We start from the raw sequence: 21057 nt of genomic DNA, 5'->3' as shown, positions 1-21057 counted from the left end.
TCCCCAGCATTTTGCATCCATTCTCTGGATTAGGCAAAATGCTTATCTTTTTAAAATTGGAAGGCGGAACAGGAATGAAGAGCAACGTAACGATGCGGGATATTGCAGATAAGCTGGGAGTAAGCAGCGTGACCGTGTCGAAGGCGCTCAATGACAAGGATGGGGTTAGCGAGGAGCTAAAAGAGCGTATTAAGACGCTCGCGGGCGAAATGGGTTATCGTTTCAATACCGTTGCCAAGTCCATGAAGGAGGGCCTCACCTATAACATAGGTGTTGTCATTCCTGAACGATTTACTGGCCCCGGCCAATCGTTTTATCTGCACATCTACCAGCAAATTTCACGGGCACTGGAGCCATACGGCTACTATGGCATCCTTCACATCCTTCATCGCGAAGACGAAGAACAGCTTAATCTGCCACGTATCTATTACGACCGCAAGGTGGACGGCTTCATTCTCCTGGGTCAAGTGAGCAAGCCATATATCGAGCTGGTACAAACCATGGATCTACCCAAAATGTTTCTCGATTTTTATGATGAACATGCCGATATCGACTCCGTGGTGACGGATAATTTCTACGGAGCATATGAGCTGACCAACTATTTGATCGCCCAGGGGCATCGTGATATTGCATATGTAGGCAATATCTATTCCACCAGTAGTATTCAGGATCGTTTCCTCGGCTACTATAAATCCTTGCTGGAGCACAGACTGCCCCTCCGTAACGAGTGGGTGCTCAGTGACCGGGACGACGAAGGTGCTTTTGTTGAAATGGAGCTGCCTCAGCCGCTACCGACTGCCTTTGTATGTAACTGCGATCAGGTCGCTCACAATCTGGTACACAAGCTCATTGGTCTAGGATACCGCGTGCCTGAGGACTGCTCTGTGGTCGGATTTGACAACGATGTATACGCCACTCTTATTGTTCCGCAACTGACCACGGTCGGCGTAGACATCGAGCAGATGGCACGTACCGCGATTGATTCGATGATGAAAAAAATAAGCCATCCCGGCGGCCGCTTTGGTCGAGTCCTCGTGCAGGGTCATATTGTATATCGTGATTCCGTACAGCCCATCCAGAGACCATAATCAACGCATACCTTACTTGGGGACAGGTCACCCCTACCCCAATTTCCACAACCAAAAGCCGCTCAGCATGTCGCTGGAGCGGCTTTTGACGTTCATAAATTCTGCAGTGTGATCATCGTACTCACTTTCAATGGTGGATTTTGCAAAATCCTGGATTAGGAGCGCTGGGCGACAAAGGAATTGCCCGCCCGATTGAGAATCGGCAGCATCCGCATTTCCTGCCCCATTGAGGCTTCGCAAAATGGACAAGCTGGCTCGTTCAAAAAGGTGAAATCCGTTCGCATCCAACCGTTGCAACCCTCGTTTGTACACGACCAAATAGCCGTATTTTCCTCTGGAATGATTTCCGGGGCCTGGCGTCTGTACATCTATATCCCCCCTCGGTTTTTATAGGGTAATATCCCCTGTCGACTTACTGTTAATTCCCACCTGTGCGGGTATTAATATGCTCCAACCTCCAAAAAATATGCGCAATTTACCAAAATGTTTATTTACGGATAGCCTTGGTCCAGAAGCCGCCATGAAACTGCTTCGGCTCTACCGTAATGACAAAAGCCTTAGGGTCCAGCTCCAGAATGGACTGATACAGCTTATTCTGGTTTTTTCGTTTAGCCAAAATTTCCATTACCAGGCGCTCTCCATCACGTCCACTGCCCAGCCAGGCTGTGACGCCGTATCCTTTGTCCCGCAGCGCATTGGCAATTCCTCCATTGATCTCATTGCTGATCACCTTAACGGTGACATAACCGAGCGCTATTTTTTCCTCAATCCATGCTCCAATAAGAATGCCCAATGCATAGCCAATGGCGTATACTGCAAGACTTGCCACTTGATCCAGGTACTTAAGCACAACATTCAAGCCCAATACATAGACCGTAACTTCCACGGTGCTAATGAGCGCAGCAATGTACTTCTGTCCTTTCAGCGTCAGAATCATGCGCAGTGTATACGCCGATACGTAAATAATTTGAATAACGAGAATAAACAATAAAATTTTGAGCATGCGCTCACTCCCCACTTCACGTTCTGATTTAATCCGTATCCAACATTATACCCCCGTCTGTGATATACAGCCTCTGGTTTCGTATTACCCTCGCTCGGGTAATGACTAACTACAGCATGCTGAATGAAAGTTCGATCACATAAGGAGGGCTATAACATGAAGGATAACGGAACTAGCGATAAAATCAAAGGTAATGTGAACAAAGCCAAAGGTGAAATCAAGGACCAAATCGGGAACGCTACCGATAATAAGTCCCTTCAAGCCGAAGGCAAACTGGATAAGGCCAAAGGCCATCTTCAGGAAACAGCAGGCAAACTGAAGGACGGCAAATAATCCAACTCTTGAGACTGTAATGGGTTGTCCTACAAACAAGTTTCGCTGCTTTTGCAGCGGGCTTGTTTAATTTTTGTTCGGATACTTTTGGAAAAATATTTTCGCAAACAGGGCAACTTTTGCAGGCACCTTTGCGTCTAACTAATATAGGCACAACCAATAACAACCCTTCCAACCTGTTGGATTTTGCATGTATTAATGTTACTCTAGTCTATGTATCACGCTATAATTCTTAAATAAAGGGGTAGACCGACGAATGAAATCATTGAAGTCCATGAAGAAACCTGTCATCATTACTGCCGTATCGGCCTTGGCCATCTCCGGGGCTCTGTTCAGCCAATCTACATATGCTGCACAAGTAACTAAGCCGATCCAAGCAGTATATAACAATATTAAAATTATCTACAACGGAACCGAGGTTCCTGCTGATGCTAAAACAGAACCATTTCTGCTGGATGGCGTGACGTATATCCCACTGAAGCTGGCAGGTACAGCTTTGGATAAAAAAGTAACATGGGATGGAACAAACAAACGCGTAGTCATTGCCGACAACGGCGTTCCCATTGATCAGTCTACAGTTACTGCGTTGAACAACCAGATTACGACGCTGACTCAAGAGCTCAACACAGCGAAAGCAGCGAACACGACGAAAGACGCTACCATCGCTCAATTGCAAAAAGACAACCAGACGCTAAAAGATGAAGCAAGCAAAAATAGCTCTAGCTCCTTGAAGGATCTTCAAAAGAAGCTGAACGATGATCACAGCGATGCCTATAGCACCAACTCTGATATCACGTTGGATGGTAACAAAAGCGATATTACGGTGACCATCGAAATGACGAAATCCAGATGGACTGACCTCACCGACAGCAGAAAGGAAAGCTACCTGGAAGACATCGGTGAAGATATTTTGAAAGAGTATAAAGATGCCGATATAGAGGGTACGGTTAAAAACTCCAGTAATAGGGATAAAATGGCAACTTTTACAATCAACAGCAGAGGCAAGGTTTCTTTGAGGGATGTAGCTTCTTCTCTGGATGCAAGTACGATCCAACGTAACTTGTCCGATAGATATGGCACCTATAATGGGGTCGGCTTTGATTTCACAGTAAGAGGCGACAGCAGTGAAGCTATCGTCGAAGTTTATGTAAATTCGGATGACTGGAATAAATTGTCAAACAATCAAAAAAACAACCTGACAGACGGCGTTACTGATTATCTTAAAGATAAACAGTCTGTATCCAAAGTCGTTGGATATGTACGTAATAAAGGAAACAATAGTCAAATCATTACCTTCTAAGATTAATCTTTCAAAAAAAGCGACAAAGGCCCTTAAGCCTTTGTCGCTTTTTTATGATGTACAAGCAACCTACATTCCACTACTTAATTAATCTGCCAACAGAAGTAATATATATTATATAGTCTTTATCCGCATCGATTGTATCGATATTTCTCGTATAAACCAGATTACCGGGACTGGTTATTTTAACTTTGTAAAACATACTGGGTTTAGAATAAGGATTTACACTATAGGTCCCTTTGCTATACACAATCAGAGGATTAAAGTCGATTTGCCTGGAAGCAGGTGATAAGCTGCTCTCGTACATAGCATGAATATTCAATACACCTTGCCTTTGATCCCAGTCAAAGGAAATAAGATCAAACGCATTCGCATCAATGACTTGGGCCAAGTCTTGTCCCTTAAACCTCATAAGAACTGGACTTTCCGTAAAGCTATCATGTCTTAGTTTCAATAAGCCACGTTTGGGATCCCATTCCATCTTCGCATCTGTATCCTTCAACAAAATGGATACCGGCAAAAACATCGCGTTGCTTTTCATGATGGGGACTGTATCCATCGTCACCGGTTCGCCGTTAACCGATATTTCGGGTGATCCAATCGTTGCCGCTACATTACGGTCCAACAGATCAACAGAAGCGGTTTTGTTCGCTGCATTATAAGTTACTTTGCCACCCAGTATATCTTCAGCCACTTGGAGCGGTATAAGCAGCCTTCCCTTCTTATCCACAAAGGGGGATGCAGGGTAGGTGTATAAAACGTAATGATCATTGACCTTCAAGTGTATGGGGGTATGAGCTTGAGCTGATGTCGAATTGGAGTGTGCAGTAGCAAAACTTAGTACAATCATAAGGCAGACCAACAGTCTGATTTTCATTCATAATGCTCTCCTTTGTTAGCGTTTAGGTTAAAACAACAATTTGTTCAAGTAACAGTTCTTACGACTTATTTTTTATAACTAGCTTACCCTCACAAAATCACAACGTCAACCATAATTTATAATTTTTACCTAACAGCCATATAATTCATAAATACATTAATAATACTCATAAATATAAAGGTATTTAGCAATGAAAGCAGAATATATCACTGTATTCCAATTTAGAAAGGGGCAAATGTGTATGATGAGAAGTTTTGTTAAACGTAAGGTCAGGAAAAGTATTGCAATAACACTAACATTATTATTAGCAATCGCAAGCGCACCAGTAGGTACAATGGACGCGGCGGTAACGGTGCCAGACCAGAACAATAAGCAGGATGCGCCAACCTTCTCTAATGTATCGGTTCATGACCCTTCCATTGTCAAAGACGGTGACACTTATTATGTATTTGGGTCACACATCTCTGCGGCGAAGTCAAAAGATCTTACAAACTGGACTTCTTTTGCAAACGGTTACACTACGCCTGGGAACACACTTTACGGGGACTTATCGAAGAATCTAGCTGGATCTTTCGCTTGGGCGGGTGAGAATGATGCGGACAGTAAGGGAGGATTCTCGGTATGGGCGCCCGATGTATTTTGGAATGAGCATTATGTCAATGAGGATGGGACAAAAGGGGCATATATGATTTATTATAGCGCATCTTCCACCTACATTCGTTCCGCGATCGGCATTGCAGTCGCACCCAAAATCGAGGGTCCATATCAATATGTGGATACAATTATACACACTGGTTTTACGAAAGAGACTGCATTCGATAAAGATAGCAAGGTAGATAAAAAGTGGACAAATACGCCAATTCAACAACTCATTAAGGAAGGCAAGCTTGAGGGTCCCAGACCGGGATGGTTTAATACCGATGGTTCTTATGCGAACCGGATGTTCCCAAATGCAATCGATGCAAGCGTTTTTTACGATGCAAACGGGCGCTTGTGGATGACGTATGGATCATGGTCCGGGGGAATATTTTTACTGGAGCTGGATAAGGCAACTGGCAAACCCATGTATCCAGGTCAAGATGGAACTACGGAGGACGGCCGTCTGATTGATCGTTATTTTGGCACCAAGATCGCAGGTGGATACGGTGAGTCCGGGGAAGGTCCGTATATTGAATACCACCCAAAAACGGGTTATTACTATTTGTATGTAACCTACGGCGGTCTTGCAGCCGACGGAGGGTATAACATGAGGTTATTCCGTTCCAAGAGTCCGACAGGACCTTATAAAGATGCCAAAGGACAGAATGCTGTTTTGCCGGCAAACACCAAAAATACAACTTATGGCAACAAGTTGATAGGTAATTTCTTGTTCGATAGTAAAATAGGCGACCCCGGTACAGGCACTGGCTACGGCTATGTTTCCCCTGGACACAATTCTGTATACACCGATCCTGCTACTGGACAAATGTTTGTCGTCTTTCATACCCGATTCCCTCAGCAGGGGGAGACACATGAGCTGCGTGTACACCAAATGTTTATGAATCAGGATGACTGGCCTGTCGTAGCTCCTTACCGTTACGGTGGCGAGACGCTTACAAAGCTGGATGAGAAACAATTCATTGGCGATTATCAATATATTAATCATGGCAGTGATTCTTCGGCTACGATCAAGAGTACACAATTCATTCAGCTTAGAGCAGATCATACCATCGAAGGCGATGTGCAAGGAACATGGCGCAAGTCGGGGGATGCGAATATCCAATTAACACTGGATGGTGCTGTGTTGGATGGGGTGTTTTTAAGACAATGGGATCAGGTTACGAATCAATACATCGTGGCGTTTACAGTTTTATCGAATAAAGGTGAGATGGCTTGGGGCAGTAAGCTCCCTGATATGACCGATACGACAGTAGTGGATAGTGTGTATCGTGAGTTAGATCTTGGCGATACAAGTCGGGTGACGACTAGCCTGAATCTTCCGAAGGAAGGCAGTCGGCAAACCCGGATTACCTGGAAAACTTCAGACCAAAGCGTCATTACGGATACAGGTGAAATCAAGCGTCCAGGAATCGGAGAAAAGGCTGCATCTGCCACTTTGACGGCTACCATTACCAAAGGAGAACGTAGTCGGGACAAAGTTTTTAACATCACGGTATCCCCTTATGAGAAGGTAACATTGACTGCGTCATACACATTTGAAAATAATCTAGAGGATCAGCAAGATGCTTTTGCTAATGGCGAAGTTATCGGTGACCGAATCGATCGCCAGGGAGGAAGTGTATCCTACGCTGAAGGCGTAAAGGGCCAAGCTATAGTCCTTGATGGAAAGTCAGGCATTGCTCTACCTGAAGGACTCATATCCAGCTCAGCATATTCCGTGTCACTGTGGGTAAAACCAAGCGATTTGACGCTGCATACACCAACTTTCTTTGGAGCTATGGATAGTAACCACTGGATTAGCCTTCTGCCCAGAGGACCCGAGAAGGATAATACAATGGTCTGGTCCGGCAGCTCACTTTGGTATACCGGCAGTACTGGCCTAAAGATCAAAACAAATGAATGGACCCATCTCGCCTTCACTGTAGAACGTGGGGTGTTAGCCGTGTATGTGAATGGCAAGCTTCAATTTACCGGCTCAGGATTCCCAGATGTCTTTACCTCCAAATCTGGAACATTCAGCTTAGGTGTCAACTGGTGGGACCCTGCGTTCAAAGGATCTATTGATGAGCTGAGTATATTTGAAGGTGCGCTCCCCCCTGTACAGGTGGCAGAGTTAGCGAAGATGAAGTGAATTAAGACTAATGAATCGTAAGCAACTCTAGTGTCGAAAAGAAAAACTACAAAAAAAGAGAGCACTGAATAGCGCTCTCTTCCAATGAAACATATATAATATAAGGAATATTAATAGGCCAATGCAAAAAGTCCTTTGATGTGGGACAAGTAACGGATGTTACTGCCTTCCTTCATCAAAGTAGCTACAGCGCCTTTCAGTTGGGTGCCATTCGCGCCTACAGTACCGATCGCGTCTGTTCTGCCCAAGCTGCCCAGTGTACCGGAGAATACTGGTGTAAAGCGTTCCATTTTCGCTCCGTTGAAATAAGCAAAGATGTTGTAACCAACTAATTCGCCCATTTGCCAAGCCAACTGTGCAGTTGGAGGGTATGGACGCTCGCCTTCACCCGGGAACACCACTGCGCTGTCGCCAGCGAGGAAGATGTCTTCGTGAGAAGTCGATTGCAGTGCACCATTCACAGTAGCGCGACCACGGTTTACTTCGATACCAGATGCGCCAACCAGTGCATTACCTTGTACGCCGCCTGTCCAGATCAGTGTGTTCGTTTTGATCGAACGTCCGTCTTTCAAGAGAACTTCGTCAGCTTTCATTTCTGTAATCGGAACACCCGCTACGATTTGAACGCCACGTTTTTCAAGGCTTGTTACTGCACGATCAACCAGTGGTTGAGGGAAGCCTGCCAAAATAGATGGTCCAGCTTCTACGCAATACAAGTTGATATCTTCGTAGTTAATACCTTTTTCGCGACAAATTACAGGCAATTTGTCAGCATATTCACCCACCAGCTCCACGCCTGTCAGACCGCCACCACCGATAACGATTGTAGCGTCTGCTTGGTTACCGGATTGCTTGTAAGCATCCAGACGAGCTTCCACATGTGCGCGAATGCGATTGGCTTCTGCCACTGATTTCAGCGTGAAGCTATGCTCTTGCAGTCCTGGAATACCGAAGTAAGCCGTTTCGCTGCCCAGGGAAATAACGAGAGCGTCATAGCTCAACGTAGCGCCACTGGCCAAGGTTACTTTTTTATCGTCAGGCTTGATTTCGGAAACAGTATCCACTTTCAGGATAATTTCTTTGTTACGCAGCAGTTTTTCCAAAGGAAGCGCAACAGCTTTTTCGGCAATTGTACCTGCCGCCAAACGGTGCAGTTCCGTAATAATTTGGTGCGACGCAAAGCGGTTAACCACTGTAATGGTTGCTTGGCTAGCGTCCATATGCTGGCGTGCTGTAAGAGCGGCTAGCAATCCGCCGTACCCGCCGCCCAAGATCAAAATTTGCTTCGACATGTCCATCCTCCGTTCTCGATCAGGTAATTATTTGCTTTCGCGTTGGCGCTCATTCAGAATATCCAGGAAAGCCTGGCTGAAACGCAGCGTTTTTTGTACATTCGGATCTTTAAGCATTTTGAGCAGGCCAAACAGACCTACACTGCCGTCCGTAGTTTGTACACGGTCATTTGCTTCAATTGCAGCAGAAGCCAATCCTTTAGCCGAATCTGTAACAGGCTTCACAAACTCTCCCATGGAGCTTTTCATATCTCCGATAAAGACAGGGTCAGTCGCCAGACTGCGAGCTACATCATAAGCGTCGGTCATCAAAGTAACCATCTCAGTCAACTTGGGCAGATTTTCTACCAGCACGGTCAGCGATTGCTGAACCTCCGGTTTCATCAATTGGTCCAATACATCCCGAGACTCTTTGGTAGCTTCCTGTGTTACTGCCACCTCTTGTTGGTTTTCAGACATGCGTGAACGTCCTCCTTTACTGTGAAAATAGAAGTCCATTCCTTTCTCGTAACCTGTATCCATAAACTCTAGCAATAAAACGTTCATCGAATTCACGCCCTTAAACATGCAAGAAGCACAGCTAAAACCGGCCTATACCCTACAGGGCAAGACTGATTTATCGCAGATGCCAATTGTATATTGCTCAGACGGTATTCTGTTGTTACTGCTGCGGAATATTCCACGAAGCGCTCCTTCGTGACTACAACAGGCCGAAACGGAACCCTATACCTCTATATTACACCTTTCACGACACAATCGTCGAAGAAATTTTAAATTTGCACAAATTTCTGCAAAATTTTTATTGTTATTTTAGATAAAAATTAGAATAAGCTCGATTTTTGTCCAAGTTTCACTTAAAAGAAGGGTCATCTTATGCTAGAGGAGGGTAATAAAGAGAGTGCGTTTTAGTTCGATCATATGAAAATAACACAAAATATATTCATACGGAGGTTTTAAATGATGGCTAAAACATTTGGAGATATGGTTCAAGAAGCGAGGCAGCACGTTCAGGGCATTGATTCACAGGAGGCACGTCAGCGAATGGAGGCAAATCCAGATACATTCGTTATCGATGTACAGGACTCCCATGATGCAGGCGCTTGCGGTCTGATTCGCGGAAGCGCCAATATTTCATTGGGCATGCTGCCCATCCGCGCTGACTTGGAGGTTCCACAGGATTTGCGTGACGAACGTCTACGTGACCGCAACCGCCCGATTATCACCACTTGTGGGGCAGGCGGACAAGCTGCATTGGCAGCTTATACACTCCAACAGATGGGCTTTACCAATGTAGCTTTTATCGAAGGCGGAACAACAGCCTGGAAGGAATCCGGCTTTGAAGTAGAACTGTACTAAGGGATCTACGCTCCAAGTGTCGCCCTACGTATGTAGGGTGCCTTCAGAAGCGTCAGGATTATCAGGTGCCTCGAAATCATCAGGAGACGGCTGCGGTACACCAGACTCAATGAACTCATCTACATCGCGGGCAGCCTTAACTTGATTGCATTCATTGCAAGCACATACACAATTGACCGGCGTCGTGTGCCCCCCTTTTGCCCGAGGCAGTAAATGATCAATCGTGTCACCGTAGCCCCCGCAAAAAAAGCAAGTATAACGGTCACGATTAAGCACATATTGACGAAATTCCTTGTTGCTATACAGTCTACGCACGGTGTATGGATTAACAATCACCGCCATACGCTCTCTGACCAGGGTCATGGCCAGATCAAGCTCAATCTCTTGATGCCAGCGTCTCCCCTGGTCGGTTTTGCCTCTTAGCCGAATCATGCCATTGCGATTGAGCCGCAACGCCCGGGTATCCGCAGGCTTCAGCCTGCTAAGCAGATGCCGAACCCGTTGCCGGTGGCGCTCACGCGCTTTGTCCGTGACCGGCTTCCTGCAGGGGCGTTGTGCCTCCATAGGTAGCGACGCCTCCAGGCTGTGCGCAGCCGTATTGGCTTCAAGGCTATGCTGTGTCACGGGAGCAGCCGAGGGGTTCGTTTCCTCGCCGGAGGGAGCGGACGTAGCCGCACGTTCTTGTGGGGCCAATCCTCGGCAGGAACGGCAAGGACCACGCCGGGAATAAGGACCAGCCCGGCGACCCGTTCTGCGCTGAAAGTCCGTTAAAGGTTTCATCTCCTGACAATACGTACATTTTTTAATCAGCGGTTTGCTCGCTTCATCCTTGTTCTGCTGCGTTTCTGTCACGTCCACCCCTCCTTTCCTCTGTTGCTCACTCTTCACAGTTTGCCCGAAACCCGAACTATTGTTAAAGTTAGATTCATTTTACCGTTTTCACGTTCTCTTTTCTAGCTACCCGAGTCGTTGTGAACACTCAGGTATAACAAATTTTAATGATTCAGCATACGTTATACAGCGATCCTTGTTCTTCATTCAGCATCATATTGACCGTCTGACGTTTAGCCCCCCTCACTTGGTGGGTAACTTGTTATATATGAAGGAGGGACGTACATGAAAAGGAACCATACGATGATGCAATTTTTCGAGTGGAATGTCGAAGCTGACGGTTCTCACTGGAAAAAGCTTACCCGCCTGGCGCCGGAACTGAAGGCCAAAGGAATTGACGCGATATGGATTCCACCTGTCACCAAAGGCCAATCGCCCGAGGATACGGGATACGGCGTCTATGACCTTTATGACCTGGGCGAATTTGACCAAAAAGGTGCGGTGCGCACCAAATACGGAACCAGGGAAGACCTGCTGGAGGCTGTTGCCGCCTGTGTTCGCCACGGCGTGTCCGTCTATGTCGATCTGGTCATGAATCATAAGGCCGGCGCGGATGAAACTGAAGTATTCAAGGTCGTCGAGGTCAACCCGGATAACCGCAATGAAGTCATTTCTGAGCCCTTTGATATCGAAGGCTGGACTAAATTTACGTTCCCCGGCCGTCAAGGTCAGTATTCCACATTTCAATGGAACTTTGAACATTTTAACGGAACCGATTACGATGCAAGCCAGGACCGGACAGGAATCTATCGTATTTTAGGTAAAAATAAAAGCTGGAGCGAAAATGTAGATGATGAATTCGGCAATTATGATTATTTAATGTTCGCCAATATTGACTATAATCATCAGGATGTGCGCAAAGAGATGATCCGTTGGGGGAAATGGCTGGTAGATACTCTGCAATGCAACGGATTCCGTCTGGATGCAATCAAGCATATTAATCATGAATTTGTACGAGAGTTTGCTACAGAAATGATTAAAAAACGCGGGCAGGATTTTTATATGGTAGGCGAGTTTTGGAAACCGGATCTGGAATCGTGTCAAAAGTTCCTGGATACCATTGATTATAAAATCGACCTGTTTGACGTATCCCTCCACTACAAACTACATAGCGCTTCCTTGGGTGGCAAGGATTTCGATTTAAGCACCATTTTCGAGGATACGCTTGTTCATACCCATCCCCTGAACTCGGTTACTTTTGTCGATAATCATGATTCACAGCCGCATGAAGCGCTCGAATCCTGGGTGGAGGACTGGTTCAAGCCTAGCGCCTATGCACTCATCTTGCTGCGCAAGGACGGTTATCCCTGTGTGTTCTACGGCGATTACTACGGTATCCAGGGGCAAACGCCCGTGAAAGGCAAGCAGGCTGAGCTAGACCCGCTTCTATATGCCCGGTACCATAAAGCTTATGGTGAGCAAAAAGATTATTTCGATGATCCCCATACGATTGGATGGGTTCGTCAAGGCGTGCCTGAGCTGGAAGGCTCCGGATGTGCTGTGGTGATCACCAACGCAAATGACGGAGAAAAGCGCATGTTCGTAGGCAAACAACGTGCAGGGGAAGAATGGATGGATTTGACCGGACATCACGATCATACCGTAAAAATTGAGCAGGATGGCTACGGCATATTTCCCGTTCGTGCCGGCAGTGTATCGGTGTGGGCACTTCCCGCAGAGGAAGACAGCCAGGAAACAGAAGAAGAGGAAGCGAACGCTTAATCTATACCCAACACAAAGAGGACAGGATGCGAGGAAGCGCCCTGTCCTCTTTGTGTATGGAAAGTCACTCCGTTACCTTGCTTTGGTTGGCCACGGCCTGCTTCTTAGCCTCTACATGACTCGGATCACCGAGATAAAAACGCCGGATGGGATCTATATGCTCATCCAGCTCGTACACCAGTGGAATGCCTGTCGGAATATTCAAATCCAGCAATGCGGTTTCGTCCAGATTCTCCATATACTTGATTAAGGCCCGCAAAGTGTTACCATGTGCAGAAATGATAACTCGATCCTTTTTGAGAATCAAAGGGACAATCCGCTGCTTCCAAAACTCACCGACCCGATGCACGGTGTCCTCCAGGCTTTCCCCAAGCGGCAGCTCTTCTGGCTTAATATTACGATAACGTTCTTCCCGATGCGGACTCCGCTCGTCCTGCTCATCCAGCATGGGGGGCCGCACCGTCAGACTACGCCGCCAGATATGAACCTGCTCCTCGCCGTATTGCACGGCGGAATCCAGCTTGCTAAGCCCCTGAAGGGCACCGTAATGGCGTTCATTCAACTTCCATGACTTCTGCACAGGTATCCACAGATGATCCAGCTCATCCAAGATATGATACAGCGTGCGGATAGAACGTTTTAGCACAGAGGCAAATGCCAAATCAAACGTATATCCAGCCTCCTTGAGAATGCGTCCCGCCTCAACGGCCTCATGAGTCCCCTGTTCAGTCAGGTCCACGTCCGTCCAGCCCGTAAACAGGTTTTGTCGGTTATACACGCTCTGTCCATGCCTAACCAGCACCACTTGATACATGCACTCACTCCTCTCCTGTCTGTCTTTATGTTTTACCCAACTTCTATGTATTTAACGTAAAATGCAATTTTTAAACCGTCTATTTAATACAAAAAAGGACGGCATTCAGCCATCCTTTTCTTCTTACCCTGCACTTAGTCCCTCTTACTGAATTTGGCCAACAGATCCAAAATCCGTACATACAGCCATACTAGAGTTACCAGTAATGCAAAAGCACCATACCATTCCATATATTTGGGTGCACCTTGATCTGCTTGCTCTTCAATAAAATTGAAATCAACCAGCAGATTCAAAGCCGCAATGATCACGATAAATAAACTAATGCCAATACCCAGCCAACCTGTTTCATGGATATAGGGAACATTCATACCGAAAAAGTTCAAAATAAAATCAACCAGCGTCACCAGAAATATCGCCATCGTACACAGGACCACGAATGAGATAAAGCCGCGTGTCACCTTGATGATTCGCTGTGTGTACATAAAGAGCATCAAGAACAAGATACCCACGGTCAGTAAAATGGCATTGGCTACAATTCCAGGGTACTCATACTCCATAAAAGCTGAAACGCCACCCAAAGCAAAACCACTCAGAATCGCATATACAGGAGAGAGTAATGGAGCCGTTTTGGGAAAAAAGGATATCGCAAGTGCTACGCCTGCCATACCAATAAAGCCTGCCGTCAGCAAGGATAGCACCTCTACGGTTCCTTCGTAGGTCATGTACCAGGTAATACTTCCAGAGACGATGAGCAGAACCAGCAGAAGCAACGTTTTGTTCACCGTTCCTCCGATGGTCATGCGTTGTTCACTTGCTTCTCTTTCATCTTCGCGCAAAAAGATGTCATCACGTAAAACCGGATTGCTAAAGCTCATACAGGGTACTCCTTTTCGATGTTGTTGTTTGCTATGCTATATGTATATATCGGCACAATATGAAAAAAGTTTCAGAAAATTTCAAAAAAACTCTAACCTTGCCACATGGCAAAGCTAGAGTTAGAGGATCAGGTCGTTACAGGTTAAAGATCAGCTGTCGCAATCTGAATCGTACCAAATGTGCCTCCGGCCGCGCTAGTCAATAAACCAGCTACCAGCAATAAGGCAACTTCCACCGTAAGACTAGTGAATGCAGGGATCGTATAGGTAATCACAGGCGCATTGACAACAGTAAGGACAAGATCAATCGGAAAGGGACCGTTATTATTAACGGTTACTGCTGCATCTGCACCACCACGCAAATTTTCATAATACGATTTGCCGATACCAGCCGCTATCGTAAAGTTTTGTTGAGGTAAAAGAATCGCCATAGTTTTCACCTCCCTTGCGTTTGATAGTGTATTCTATGCTTCCAATCTACGAGCGTAACGTTAAGTGACTCAGTAATAAGACACAATTCGAAAGACTTATAGATTAACGTACCCTAACCTATGCTAAAAAGGAGTTGCCCTCTCAGATTCTTTGCAGAATCTGCGGACAACTCCTTACTAAATAATAGAAGTATCAGACAGTATATTAGCAGTTAGCAGGATTGTATGTTGCCTTTGCTTCCTTATTGCACGTCAATGCTCAATTCCTGCAAACCGAAACGAGAAGGCGCTGAAACCTTCACGCGGATATTGCCAGCCTCACCCTTTGTACGAATCCAGAATGCAATGCGTCCACCAATTAGGGATAAGCTTGAAGGACCGATCAATTCACCCACTCCCTCGACCTCCACCGAAACAGGATCTGCATAGAACGGCAGGGCATTGCCGTATTCGTCCAGAGCATCCACTACTACTCGGGTTACGTCCCAATCGCCAGCTTCCAGTACCATATCATCTGCAGCTACCCGTAGCTCTGTCAGCACCGGATTACGTGAATAGTATTTGCGGATCACTTCTTGCCCGTCTACGTACCCAATGAATACAGCGTCTTCCCACTTCATGCCCCAGTGGCCTGTCAGCTCGTCGATCACGACAGGGGGGTGAGGAAGCGCCGGGTACTTCTCTCGGTTCGGACGATAAATACCTTTGCGCTCATGACCGTAGATGAACTCCACCTCATCGCAATTGGTGAACACGACCAGCGGCACGATGCCCCCGATATTTCGCTCGCCACGAGACCAGTAAGTGACCGGCTCCATAACGATTTCCTGTTCGACGTTCTTCTGGCTCCGGTACACGCTCGCTGCAAATTTAGGCAGGCGGAACATATCCATGACACCGTGGTAGCAGATTTTATCACCGGAACCAAAATCAGCATGCGTGTTATAGTCAAAAGCACACCAGCCAATCGCTCCGGCAATGCCCTCATCGGCATAGGAAGCATTTTGGACCCGCGTATGGCGCAGTGCATGCTCCATTACCCGTTCCTCCTGGTCAAAACGTTTCGTCGGGTACATATGCCCGTTATATTCCGTTACCAGATAAGGGACCGGATGATCCAGCTTTGTAACGAGAGACGGCTGGCGCAAGCCTGTCGTTTCGCCATCTACGCCTTCTGTATCGTCATACGTATCAAAATTGCGGATTTCCTTCGCCAAATATTTTTTGTGCCCACCATCATGAACAAAATCATTTATCGTATATACATCTTCCAGCAGCTCACTGCCTACAATATAACGCACACCACCCGTAGCACGGGTCGGATCTAGCTTTCGTGCCAGCTCATTGGTACGCGTGTACAGATCATGGTCATCCTGCGACTCATTAATTCGTACGCCCCAGATTACAATGGAGGGATGATTACGATCACGGATAATCATGTCCTCTACGTCCCTCACCGCCTGCTCCTTCCACGCTTCACCGCCAATATGCTGCCAACCCGGAATCTCTTCGAAAACGAGCAATCCAATCTCATCACAGCGGTTTAGAAAATGACGGGACTGTGGGTAGTGGGATGTCCGTACCATATTCAGCCCCAGCTCCTCCTTGAGCACATCTGCATCACGACGCTGCGCTCTTTTGGGCATAGCATAACCAACGTACGGATAGGACTGGTGACGGTTCAGGCCAAGCAGCTTGATCTTCCGCCCGTTCAAGTAAAAACCGTCCGGCTGAAATTCAGCCTCGCGGAAGCCAAAGCGCACGGTCACCTGATCCAGTTCTTCTCCGCCTCGTAGCAGCGTCAGCTTCGCTTCATACAGCTTGGGATCATCTATATCCCAAAGCCGCAGGCCGCCCAGCTCTTTCAGCTCCAGCGTTACTTCCGCCGCCGTCACCGCTGCCAGCTCGGTCTCCGCCTTCACGCTCGCTCCGTCCAGCAATTGCAGCGCGACCGTCAAGTCGTCCTGCTGATCGCCGATGCCCTCCAGCTCCACGACCACGCGCACCGCCTTATTTGCCGCAAGCGGCTCCGGTGTCTGAATGAATATCGTTCCAAGGTGTACAGGCTCCACTATTCGCAGCTGCACTTCGCGGTAAATACCGCCATAGGTCAGATAGTCAATGACTGCCCCAAAGGGAGGGATGTCGTCCCGTTCCGTGGAATCGACAATGACTGTGAGCACATTGGAGCCGCCATACTCGGCAAGTTCGGTCAATTCAACGCTGAACGGTGTATATCCACCTTTATGCTCCCCCGCTTTTACCCCGTTTAGATATACCTGGGCATAGGTCATGACTCCTTCAAAATCAACATACACTCGCTTACCTTTGGCATCTGCCGGAATGTTCAGCTCTCTTTTATACGTAGAAATAAACTGAAATGCCTTGTCGTCAAAATAATTATACGGAAGCTCTACATTGGTGTGCGGCAGCTGAATTGGCTCATACCGACTTGCATCAATGCCTGCGCTTACTTCGCTCTCGACATATTCAGGAAGGTAAAACCATTGATCATTCAACGGCAAAATGGTACGCATGGGCAGTCACCTCAACCTTTTATTTTCCACTCTTATACCATAGTAAAATATTTAAGTAAAAATAACGAGTAAAACTTAGTAAAATAAATATATGTTCAATGTAAGCATTTCCAAGACAATTGTCAATCCATTTTTATATCTTTTTATAATCAAAAAAAACAGCCCCAGAAGGCGGGGCTGTCCAAATCCATAGCGTCGATTTTATTTGGCATCGGTATGCAGCGGCGCACTGCTGTTGCGAATCATTAGCTCGGTCGGAATGATGACCTTGCGCCCCACCTCGTTTGCACCGTTGCGTACCGTATGCAGCAAGAGCTGAACGCCCGTTTCTCCCATCAGTTCGGTATGCGTTTTGACTGTTGACAGAGATGGGGTCAAATATTCCGCTGTCGGAATATCATTGAAGCCAACAATGGAGATACGTTCCGGCACCGCAAGGTGATGCTGCTCCAGCGCCTTCAACACCCCAATAGCCACCGAATCGCTCGCGACAAAGAAGGCTGTAGGCAGGTTTTCTGGTCCTGCCAGAATAGCCGCTTCCATCGCACGGAAGCCGTCTGCCGCTGTTCCTCCGCACATATGAATATCATCCGACGTGCATAGCCTATGCTGTTCCTGATACCGCAAAAACGTCTCATAGCGGGCATCTAGCTCGACTTGTTCGGAATCATGGGACTGCTCATCCTTACCCATACCTATATATCCGATGTGACGATGGCCCGCGCCCATCAAATAATCCAGTGCATCAGCCGCAGCGTGAGCAAGGTCAATGACCACATAGTCTGCCCCTGTACGCTCTACCGGATGATCCAGAAAGACGCAAGGAATGGGAAGTTCCAGCATACGTTCTACCTCTTCGCTGCTAAAATGCCCCAGCACGATTAGTCCATGTAGCCCTTCGGACGAAGTCTTCAGCGCAGTCAGGTCTTCTCGTCTGAAAATACGCTCCAGCTGCGCCCCACTTTGGCGGCACTCTTTTTCCACGCCAAACCGAATAGATAAATAATAAGGGTCTTCCAGTTCCTCGTACGCACTAAACCAGTGCACCATACCTAACCGGATGGGTCCCTCTGCCTTCTTGCGGGGCTGACGACCAATACCGCCATTTTTACGTTTAACCGTCGTATATTTCATGCGCTCGGCAACCTCAAAAATTTTACGCCGCGTTTCCTCTGATACAGACAGTGTTTCATCATAATTCAGCACTCGGGAGACCGTGGATATCGAAACCTCTGCCTCCTGGGCGATATCTTTTAACGTAGGCATTGCAGACTCCTTTAATCGTTTTACTCTATTTTTACTTTTATTTTACTATTATCTTACTCGTCTCCCCTGTGCAACACAACCCGTCATTCCTAAAAGGGTCAACCATTTTTTTCATATTATAAGCCTAATCATGATAAAATACGTACCATAATAGAAATGACACTAAGGAGGATACACACATGAAACAGGAACTGATTGACCGCCTGACTACATATGTTCAGGTAGATACCCAATCTGATGAAAGCAGCCACACTTGCCCCACTACACCCGGACAGCTCACATTGGGCAACCTCTTGGTGGGCGAATTGAAAGCCATTGGTATGACAGACGTAACTATTGATGATAATGGTTATGTGATGGCGACCCTTCCTTCCAATACGGATAAAGAGGTTCCCGTCATCGGTTTTCTCGCCCACCTCGATACGGCTACCGAACTGACTGGCGCAGGGGTAAAGCCGCAATTGACGGAGAACTATGATGGGGGCGATATCACGCTGAATGCTTCGCTTGGTGTGGTTCTTTCTCCACGTGAGTTTCCCGAACTGACTCAATATAAAGGCCACACCCTGATCACAACAGATGGTACCACCCTGCTCGGTGCAGACAACAAAGCCGGGATCGCAGAAATCATGACAGCTATCCACTACCTGATTGACCATCCAGAAATTCAACATGGCAAAATTCGTGTTGCCTTTACACCGGACGAAGAGATTGGAAGAGGACCGGAACGCTTTGATGTAGCCGCTTTTGGCGCTGAATATGCCTATACGGTAGACGGCGGACCGCTCGGAGAACTGGAGTATGAGAGCTTTAACGCCGCAGCCGCCCATATTACCATTCACGGTGTGAACGTGCATCCCGGTACGGCTAAAAACAAAATGATCCACGCTGCCAAAATCGCTATGGAGCTGCACAGTCGGTTACCTGCAAACGAAGCCCCAGAATATACAGACGGATATGATGGCTTCTATCATCTCTTGGAGTCTACAGGCACGGCAGAACAAGCTAAGCTATACTATATTATCCGTGATTTTGACCGCGAGAGCTTTGAAAACCGGAAAGCTTATTTAACAAATGTAGTCAAAGAGCTGCAGGCCGCATATGGAGAAAACCGTATTGCGCTGGAATTGAGAGATCAGTATTACAACATGAAAGAGAAAATAGAGCCAGTCAAGCATATCGTCGATGTCGCTTATGAAGCAATGACAAAGCTGAATATCGAACCCATTATTAAGCCGATTCGTGGCGGTACAGACGGTTCACAGCTATCCTACATGGGACTGCCTACCCCGAATATTTTTACAGGTGGGGAGAACTACCACGGTAAGTTTGAATACGTGTCGGTGGACAACATGGTACTTGCTACCAAGGTTATTGTGGAAATCGCACAACTATTCGAGCAACGCGGCAAGTGAACTACCTATACACAGCACTGACACGTTAAGATTAAATAGAAGGCATATCGTTCCTTAATGGAAACGGTATGCCTTTTTTTCTGAAGCTTTCATTTCCCTTTAAATTTTCAATATCTTTATAACTTTTATCCGTCTTTAGACCGACAACTATATACGAGACTATAAAAAATATATCTAGTAAAGAAAGGTAGGTTATCTATTTGAATACAATAGATGCATTAATTGCAGCCATTCCCTACATACAACAGATTATGCGTGAGAAAGTGACCCTCGCTCTCTTCGACCGCACTCATGTCCTTATGTATACCCAATCTGAGGGTATGGACCTCGGCTTTGAAACGGGCTCGGAGCTGCTCGAAGACTATAAAGATTTTGCCATGCTTAAAAATGGACGTGAGCCCAGCCTGACCCACATCCCTGCTGAAATTCTAGGGCTTCCTCTTGATATGATCAGTATTCCTGTATTTGACGAGAAAGGTGAAGTCATCGCAGCATTTGCGGCCTCTTATAATTTGACTAACAAAAATCAACTGGATCAAATCGTATCCGAGAACCTCTCCATCACTGAGCAGCTCATTGATATGGTGCAGCATGTGGCGGCTCATTCCGAGGAGCTTCAGGCAACCAGTGAACAGATTTTGAAAAACACCCAAATCGCCGTACAAAACTCGGGTAAAATCAATCAGGTAGCTGTGTTCATCAAGGAAATTTCCGATCAAACCAACCTGCTTGGATTGAATGCAGCGATCGAGGCCGCGCGTGTCGGAGAAGCAGGTGCAGGCTTTGGTATCGTCGCTCAAGAGGTGCGCAAGCTATCCGTAGAATCCAAAAAGGCGACGGTCGATATTGAAGGAGCCCTTAAGGATGTACAGAACTCCATTCGTCAAATGGAGCAGGAAATTGAGCAAATTGTTTCTTCTTCTCAGGAGCAGGCGACTCTGGTAGGCTCTTTCACTGAAGTGATGGAGCGTATGCAAAAGGCGAGTGAAACGATGCAACATCTGGCCAATGACCTGACTTCGTATGTCGTAAAATAAATCTCGGCATAAAAAAGGGGAGCACA

At 46.7% G+C, this 21057-nt stretch carries 19 protein-coding genes; 8 read left to right on the top strand and 11 right to left on the bottom strand.

Annotated elements, in window-relative coordinates:
* Nucleotides 1-74: 74 nt before the first annotated feature.
* Nucleotides 75-1088: a substrate-binding domain-containing protein gene (locus NLX78_RS06270; protein WP_235306647.1), complete on the top strand. Its 1014-nt coding sequence runs from the start codon at nt 75-77 to the stop codon at nt 1086-1088.
* A gap of 155 nt (nt 1089-1243) precedes the next feature.
* On the opposite strand, the gene NLX78_RS06265 is transcribed toward NLX78_RS06270, so the two are convergent.
* Nucleotides 1244-1456: a cold-shock protein gene (locus NLX78_RS06265; protein WP_254349916.1), complete on the bottom strand. Its 213-nt coding sequence runs from the start codon at nt 1454-1456 to the stop codon at nt 1244-1246.
* Between the two features lie 119 nt (nt 1457-1575).
* Complete coding sequence (locus NLX78_RS06260) at nt 1576-2091, bottom strand: DUF2179 domain-containing protein (protein WP_023990890.1); 516 nt, start codon at nt 2089-2091, stop codon at nt 1576-1578.
* 156 nt (nt 2092-2247) lie between these two features.
* Here NLX78_RS06260 and NLX78_RS06255 point away from each other — a divergent pair, with 156 nt between their 5' ends.
* Both NLX78_RS06255 and NLX78_RS06250 read left to right on the top strand, forming a co-directional pair.
* Complete coding sequence (locus NLX78_RS06255) at nt 2248-2424, top strand: CsbD family protein (RefSeq protein ID WP_013312524.1); 177 nt, start codon at nt 2248-2250, stop codon at nt 2422-2424.
* Nucleotides 2425-2680: 256 nt separating this feature from the next.
* Nucleotides 2681-3724, top strand: a complete 1044-nt coding sequence (locus NLX78_RS06250) for a stalk domain-containing protein (protein WP_254349915.1) — start codon at nt 2681-2683, stop codon at nt 3722-3724.
* 79 nt (nt 3725-3803) lie between these two features.
* Here the strand turns inward: NLX78_RS06250 and NLX78_RS06245 are convergent, their stop codons facing one another.
* Nucleotides 3804-4601, bottom strand: coding sequence for a copper amine oxidase N-terminal domain-containing protein (locus tag NLX78_RS06245; protein ID WP_254349914.1), 798 nt, complete (start codon nt 4599-4601; stop codon nt 3804-3806).
* A 244-nt stretch (nt 4602-4845) separates the two neighbouring features.
* Between NLX78_RS06245 and NLX78_RS06240 the strand changes: the two genes are divergently transcribed.
* Complete coding sequence (locus NLX78_RS06240) at nt 4846-7395, top strand: LamG-like jellyroll fold domain-containing protein (RefSeq protein ID WP_254349913.1); 2550 nt, start codon at nt 4846-4848, stop codon at nt 7393-7395.
* 110 nt (nt 7396-7505) lie between these two features.
* Here the strand turns inward: NLX78_RS06240 and NLX78_RS06235 are convergent, their stop codons facing one another.
* Nucleotides 7506-8687, bottom strand: coding sequence for an NAD(P)/FAD-dependent oxidoreductase (locus tag NLX78_RS06235; RefSeq protein ID WP_061829474.1), 1182 nt, complete (start codon nt 8685-8687; stop codon nt 7506-7508).
* 27 nt (nt 8688-8714) lie between these two features.
* Nucleotides 8715-9146, bottom strand: coding sequence for a DUF1641 domain-containing protein (locus tag NLX78_RS06230; protein ID WP_013312528.1), 432 nt, complete (start codon nt 9144-9146; stop codon nt 8715-8717).
* A gap of 501 nt (nt 9147-9647) precedes the next feature.
* Here NLX78_RS06230 and NLX78_RS06225 point away from each other — a divergent pair.
* The gene (locus tag NLX78_RS06225) at nt 9648-10043 is read left to right on the top strand and encodes a rhodanese-like domain-containing protein (RefSeq protein WP_023990896.1); all 396 of its coding nucleotides are present in this window, start codon (nt 9648-9650) and stop codon (nt 10041-10043) included.
* 24 nt (nt 10044-10067) lie between these two features.
* On the opposite strand, the gene NLX78_RS06220 is transcribed toward NLX78_RS06225, so the two are convergent.
* Nucleotides 10068-10895: an HNH endonuclease gene (locus NLX78_RS06220; protein ID WP_254349912.1), complete on the bottom strand. Its 828-nt coding sequence runs from the start codon at nt 10893-10895 to the stop codon at nt 10068-10070.
* Nucleotides 10896-11159: 264 nt separating this feature from the next.
* Between NLX78_RS06220 and NLX78_RS06215 the strand changes: the two genes are divergently transcribed.
* The gene (locus NLX78_RS06215; protein ID WP_069290639.1) at nt 11160-12656 is read left to right on the top strand and encodes an alpha-amylase; all 1497 of its coding nucleotides are present in this window, start codon (nt 11160-11162) and stop codon (nt 12654-12656) included.
* 64 nt (nt 12657-12720) lie between these two features.
* Here the strand turns inward: NLX78_RS06215 and gpmA are convergent, their stop codons facing one another.
* The 5 genes from gpmA to NLX78_RS06190 form a co-directional block, all read right to left on the bottom strand.
* Nucleotides 12721-13470, bottom strand: a complete 750-nt coding sequence (gene gpmA, locus NLX78_RS06210) for a 2,3-diphosphoglycerate-dependent phosphoglycerate mutase (RefSeq protein WP_254349911.1) — start codon at nt 13468-13470, stop codon at nt 12721-12723.
* A gap of 134 nt (nt 13471-13604) precedes the next feature.
* Nucleotides 13605-14345, bottom strand: a complete 741-nt coding sequence (locus NLX78_RS06205; RefSeq protein WP_023990900.1) for a Bax inhibitor-1/YccA family protein — start codon at nt 14343-14345, stop codon at nt 13605-13607.
* 143 nt (nt 14346-14488) lie between these two features.
* A complete protein-coding gene (locus tag NLX78_RS06200) occupies nt 14489-14776 on the bottom strand; it encodes a hypothetical protein (RefSeq protein ID WP_069290641.1) in 288 nt (95 codons plus the stop codon).
* 242 nt (nt 14777-15018) lie between these two features.
* A complete protein-coding gene (locus NLX78_RS06195; RefSeq protein WP_254349910.1) occupies nt 15019-17313 on the bottom strand; it encodes a glycoside hydrolase family 2 protein in 2295 nt (764 codons plus the stop codon).
* Nucleotides 17314-17514: 201 nt separating this feature from the next.
* Complete coding sequence (locus tag NLX78_RS06190) at nt 17515-18579, bottom strand: LacI family DNA-binding transcriptional regulator (protein WP_254349909.1); 1065 nt, start codon at nt 18577-18579, stop codon at nt 17515-17517.
* A 179-nt stretch (nt 18580-18758) separates the two neighbouring features.
* On the opposite strand from NLX78_RS06190, the gene pepT reads away from it, so the two are divergent.
* Nucleotides 18759-19994, top strand: coding sequence for a peptidase T (gene pepT / locus NLX78_RS06185; protein ID WP_061829481.1), 1236 nt, complete (start codon nt 18759-18761; stop codon nt 19992-19994).
* Between the two features lie 200 nt (nt 19995-20194).
* A complete protein-coding gene (locus NLX78_RS06180) occupies nt 20195-21031 on the top strand; it encodes a methyl-accepting chemotaxis protein (protein ID WP_254349908.1) in 837 nt (278 codons plus the stop codon).
* Nucleotides 21032-21057: the final 26 nt, after the last annotated feature.

This window comes from Paenibacillus sp. Lou8.1 (assembly GCF_024213565.1).
In the GTDB taxonomy this organism is placed as follows: Bacteria; Bacillota; Bacilli; order Paenibacillales; family Paenibacillaceae; genus Paenibacillus; species Paenibacillus polymyxa_B.
This window is presented reverse-complemented; position numbering and strand designations above follow the sequence as displayed.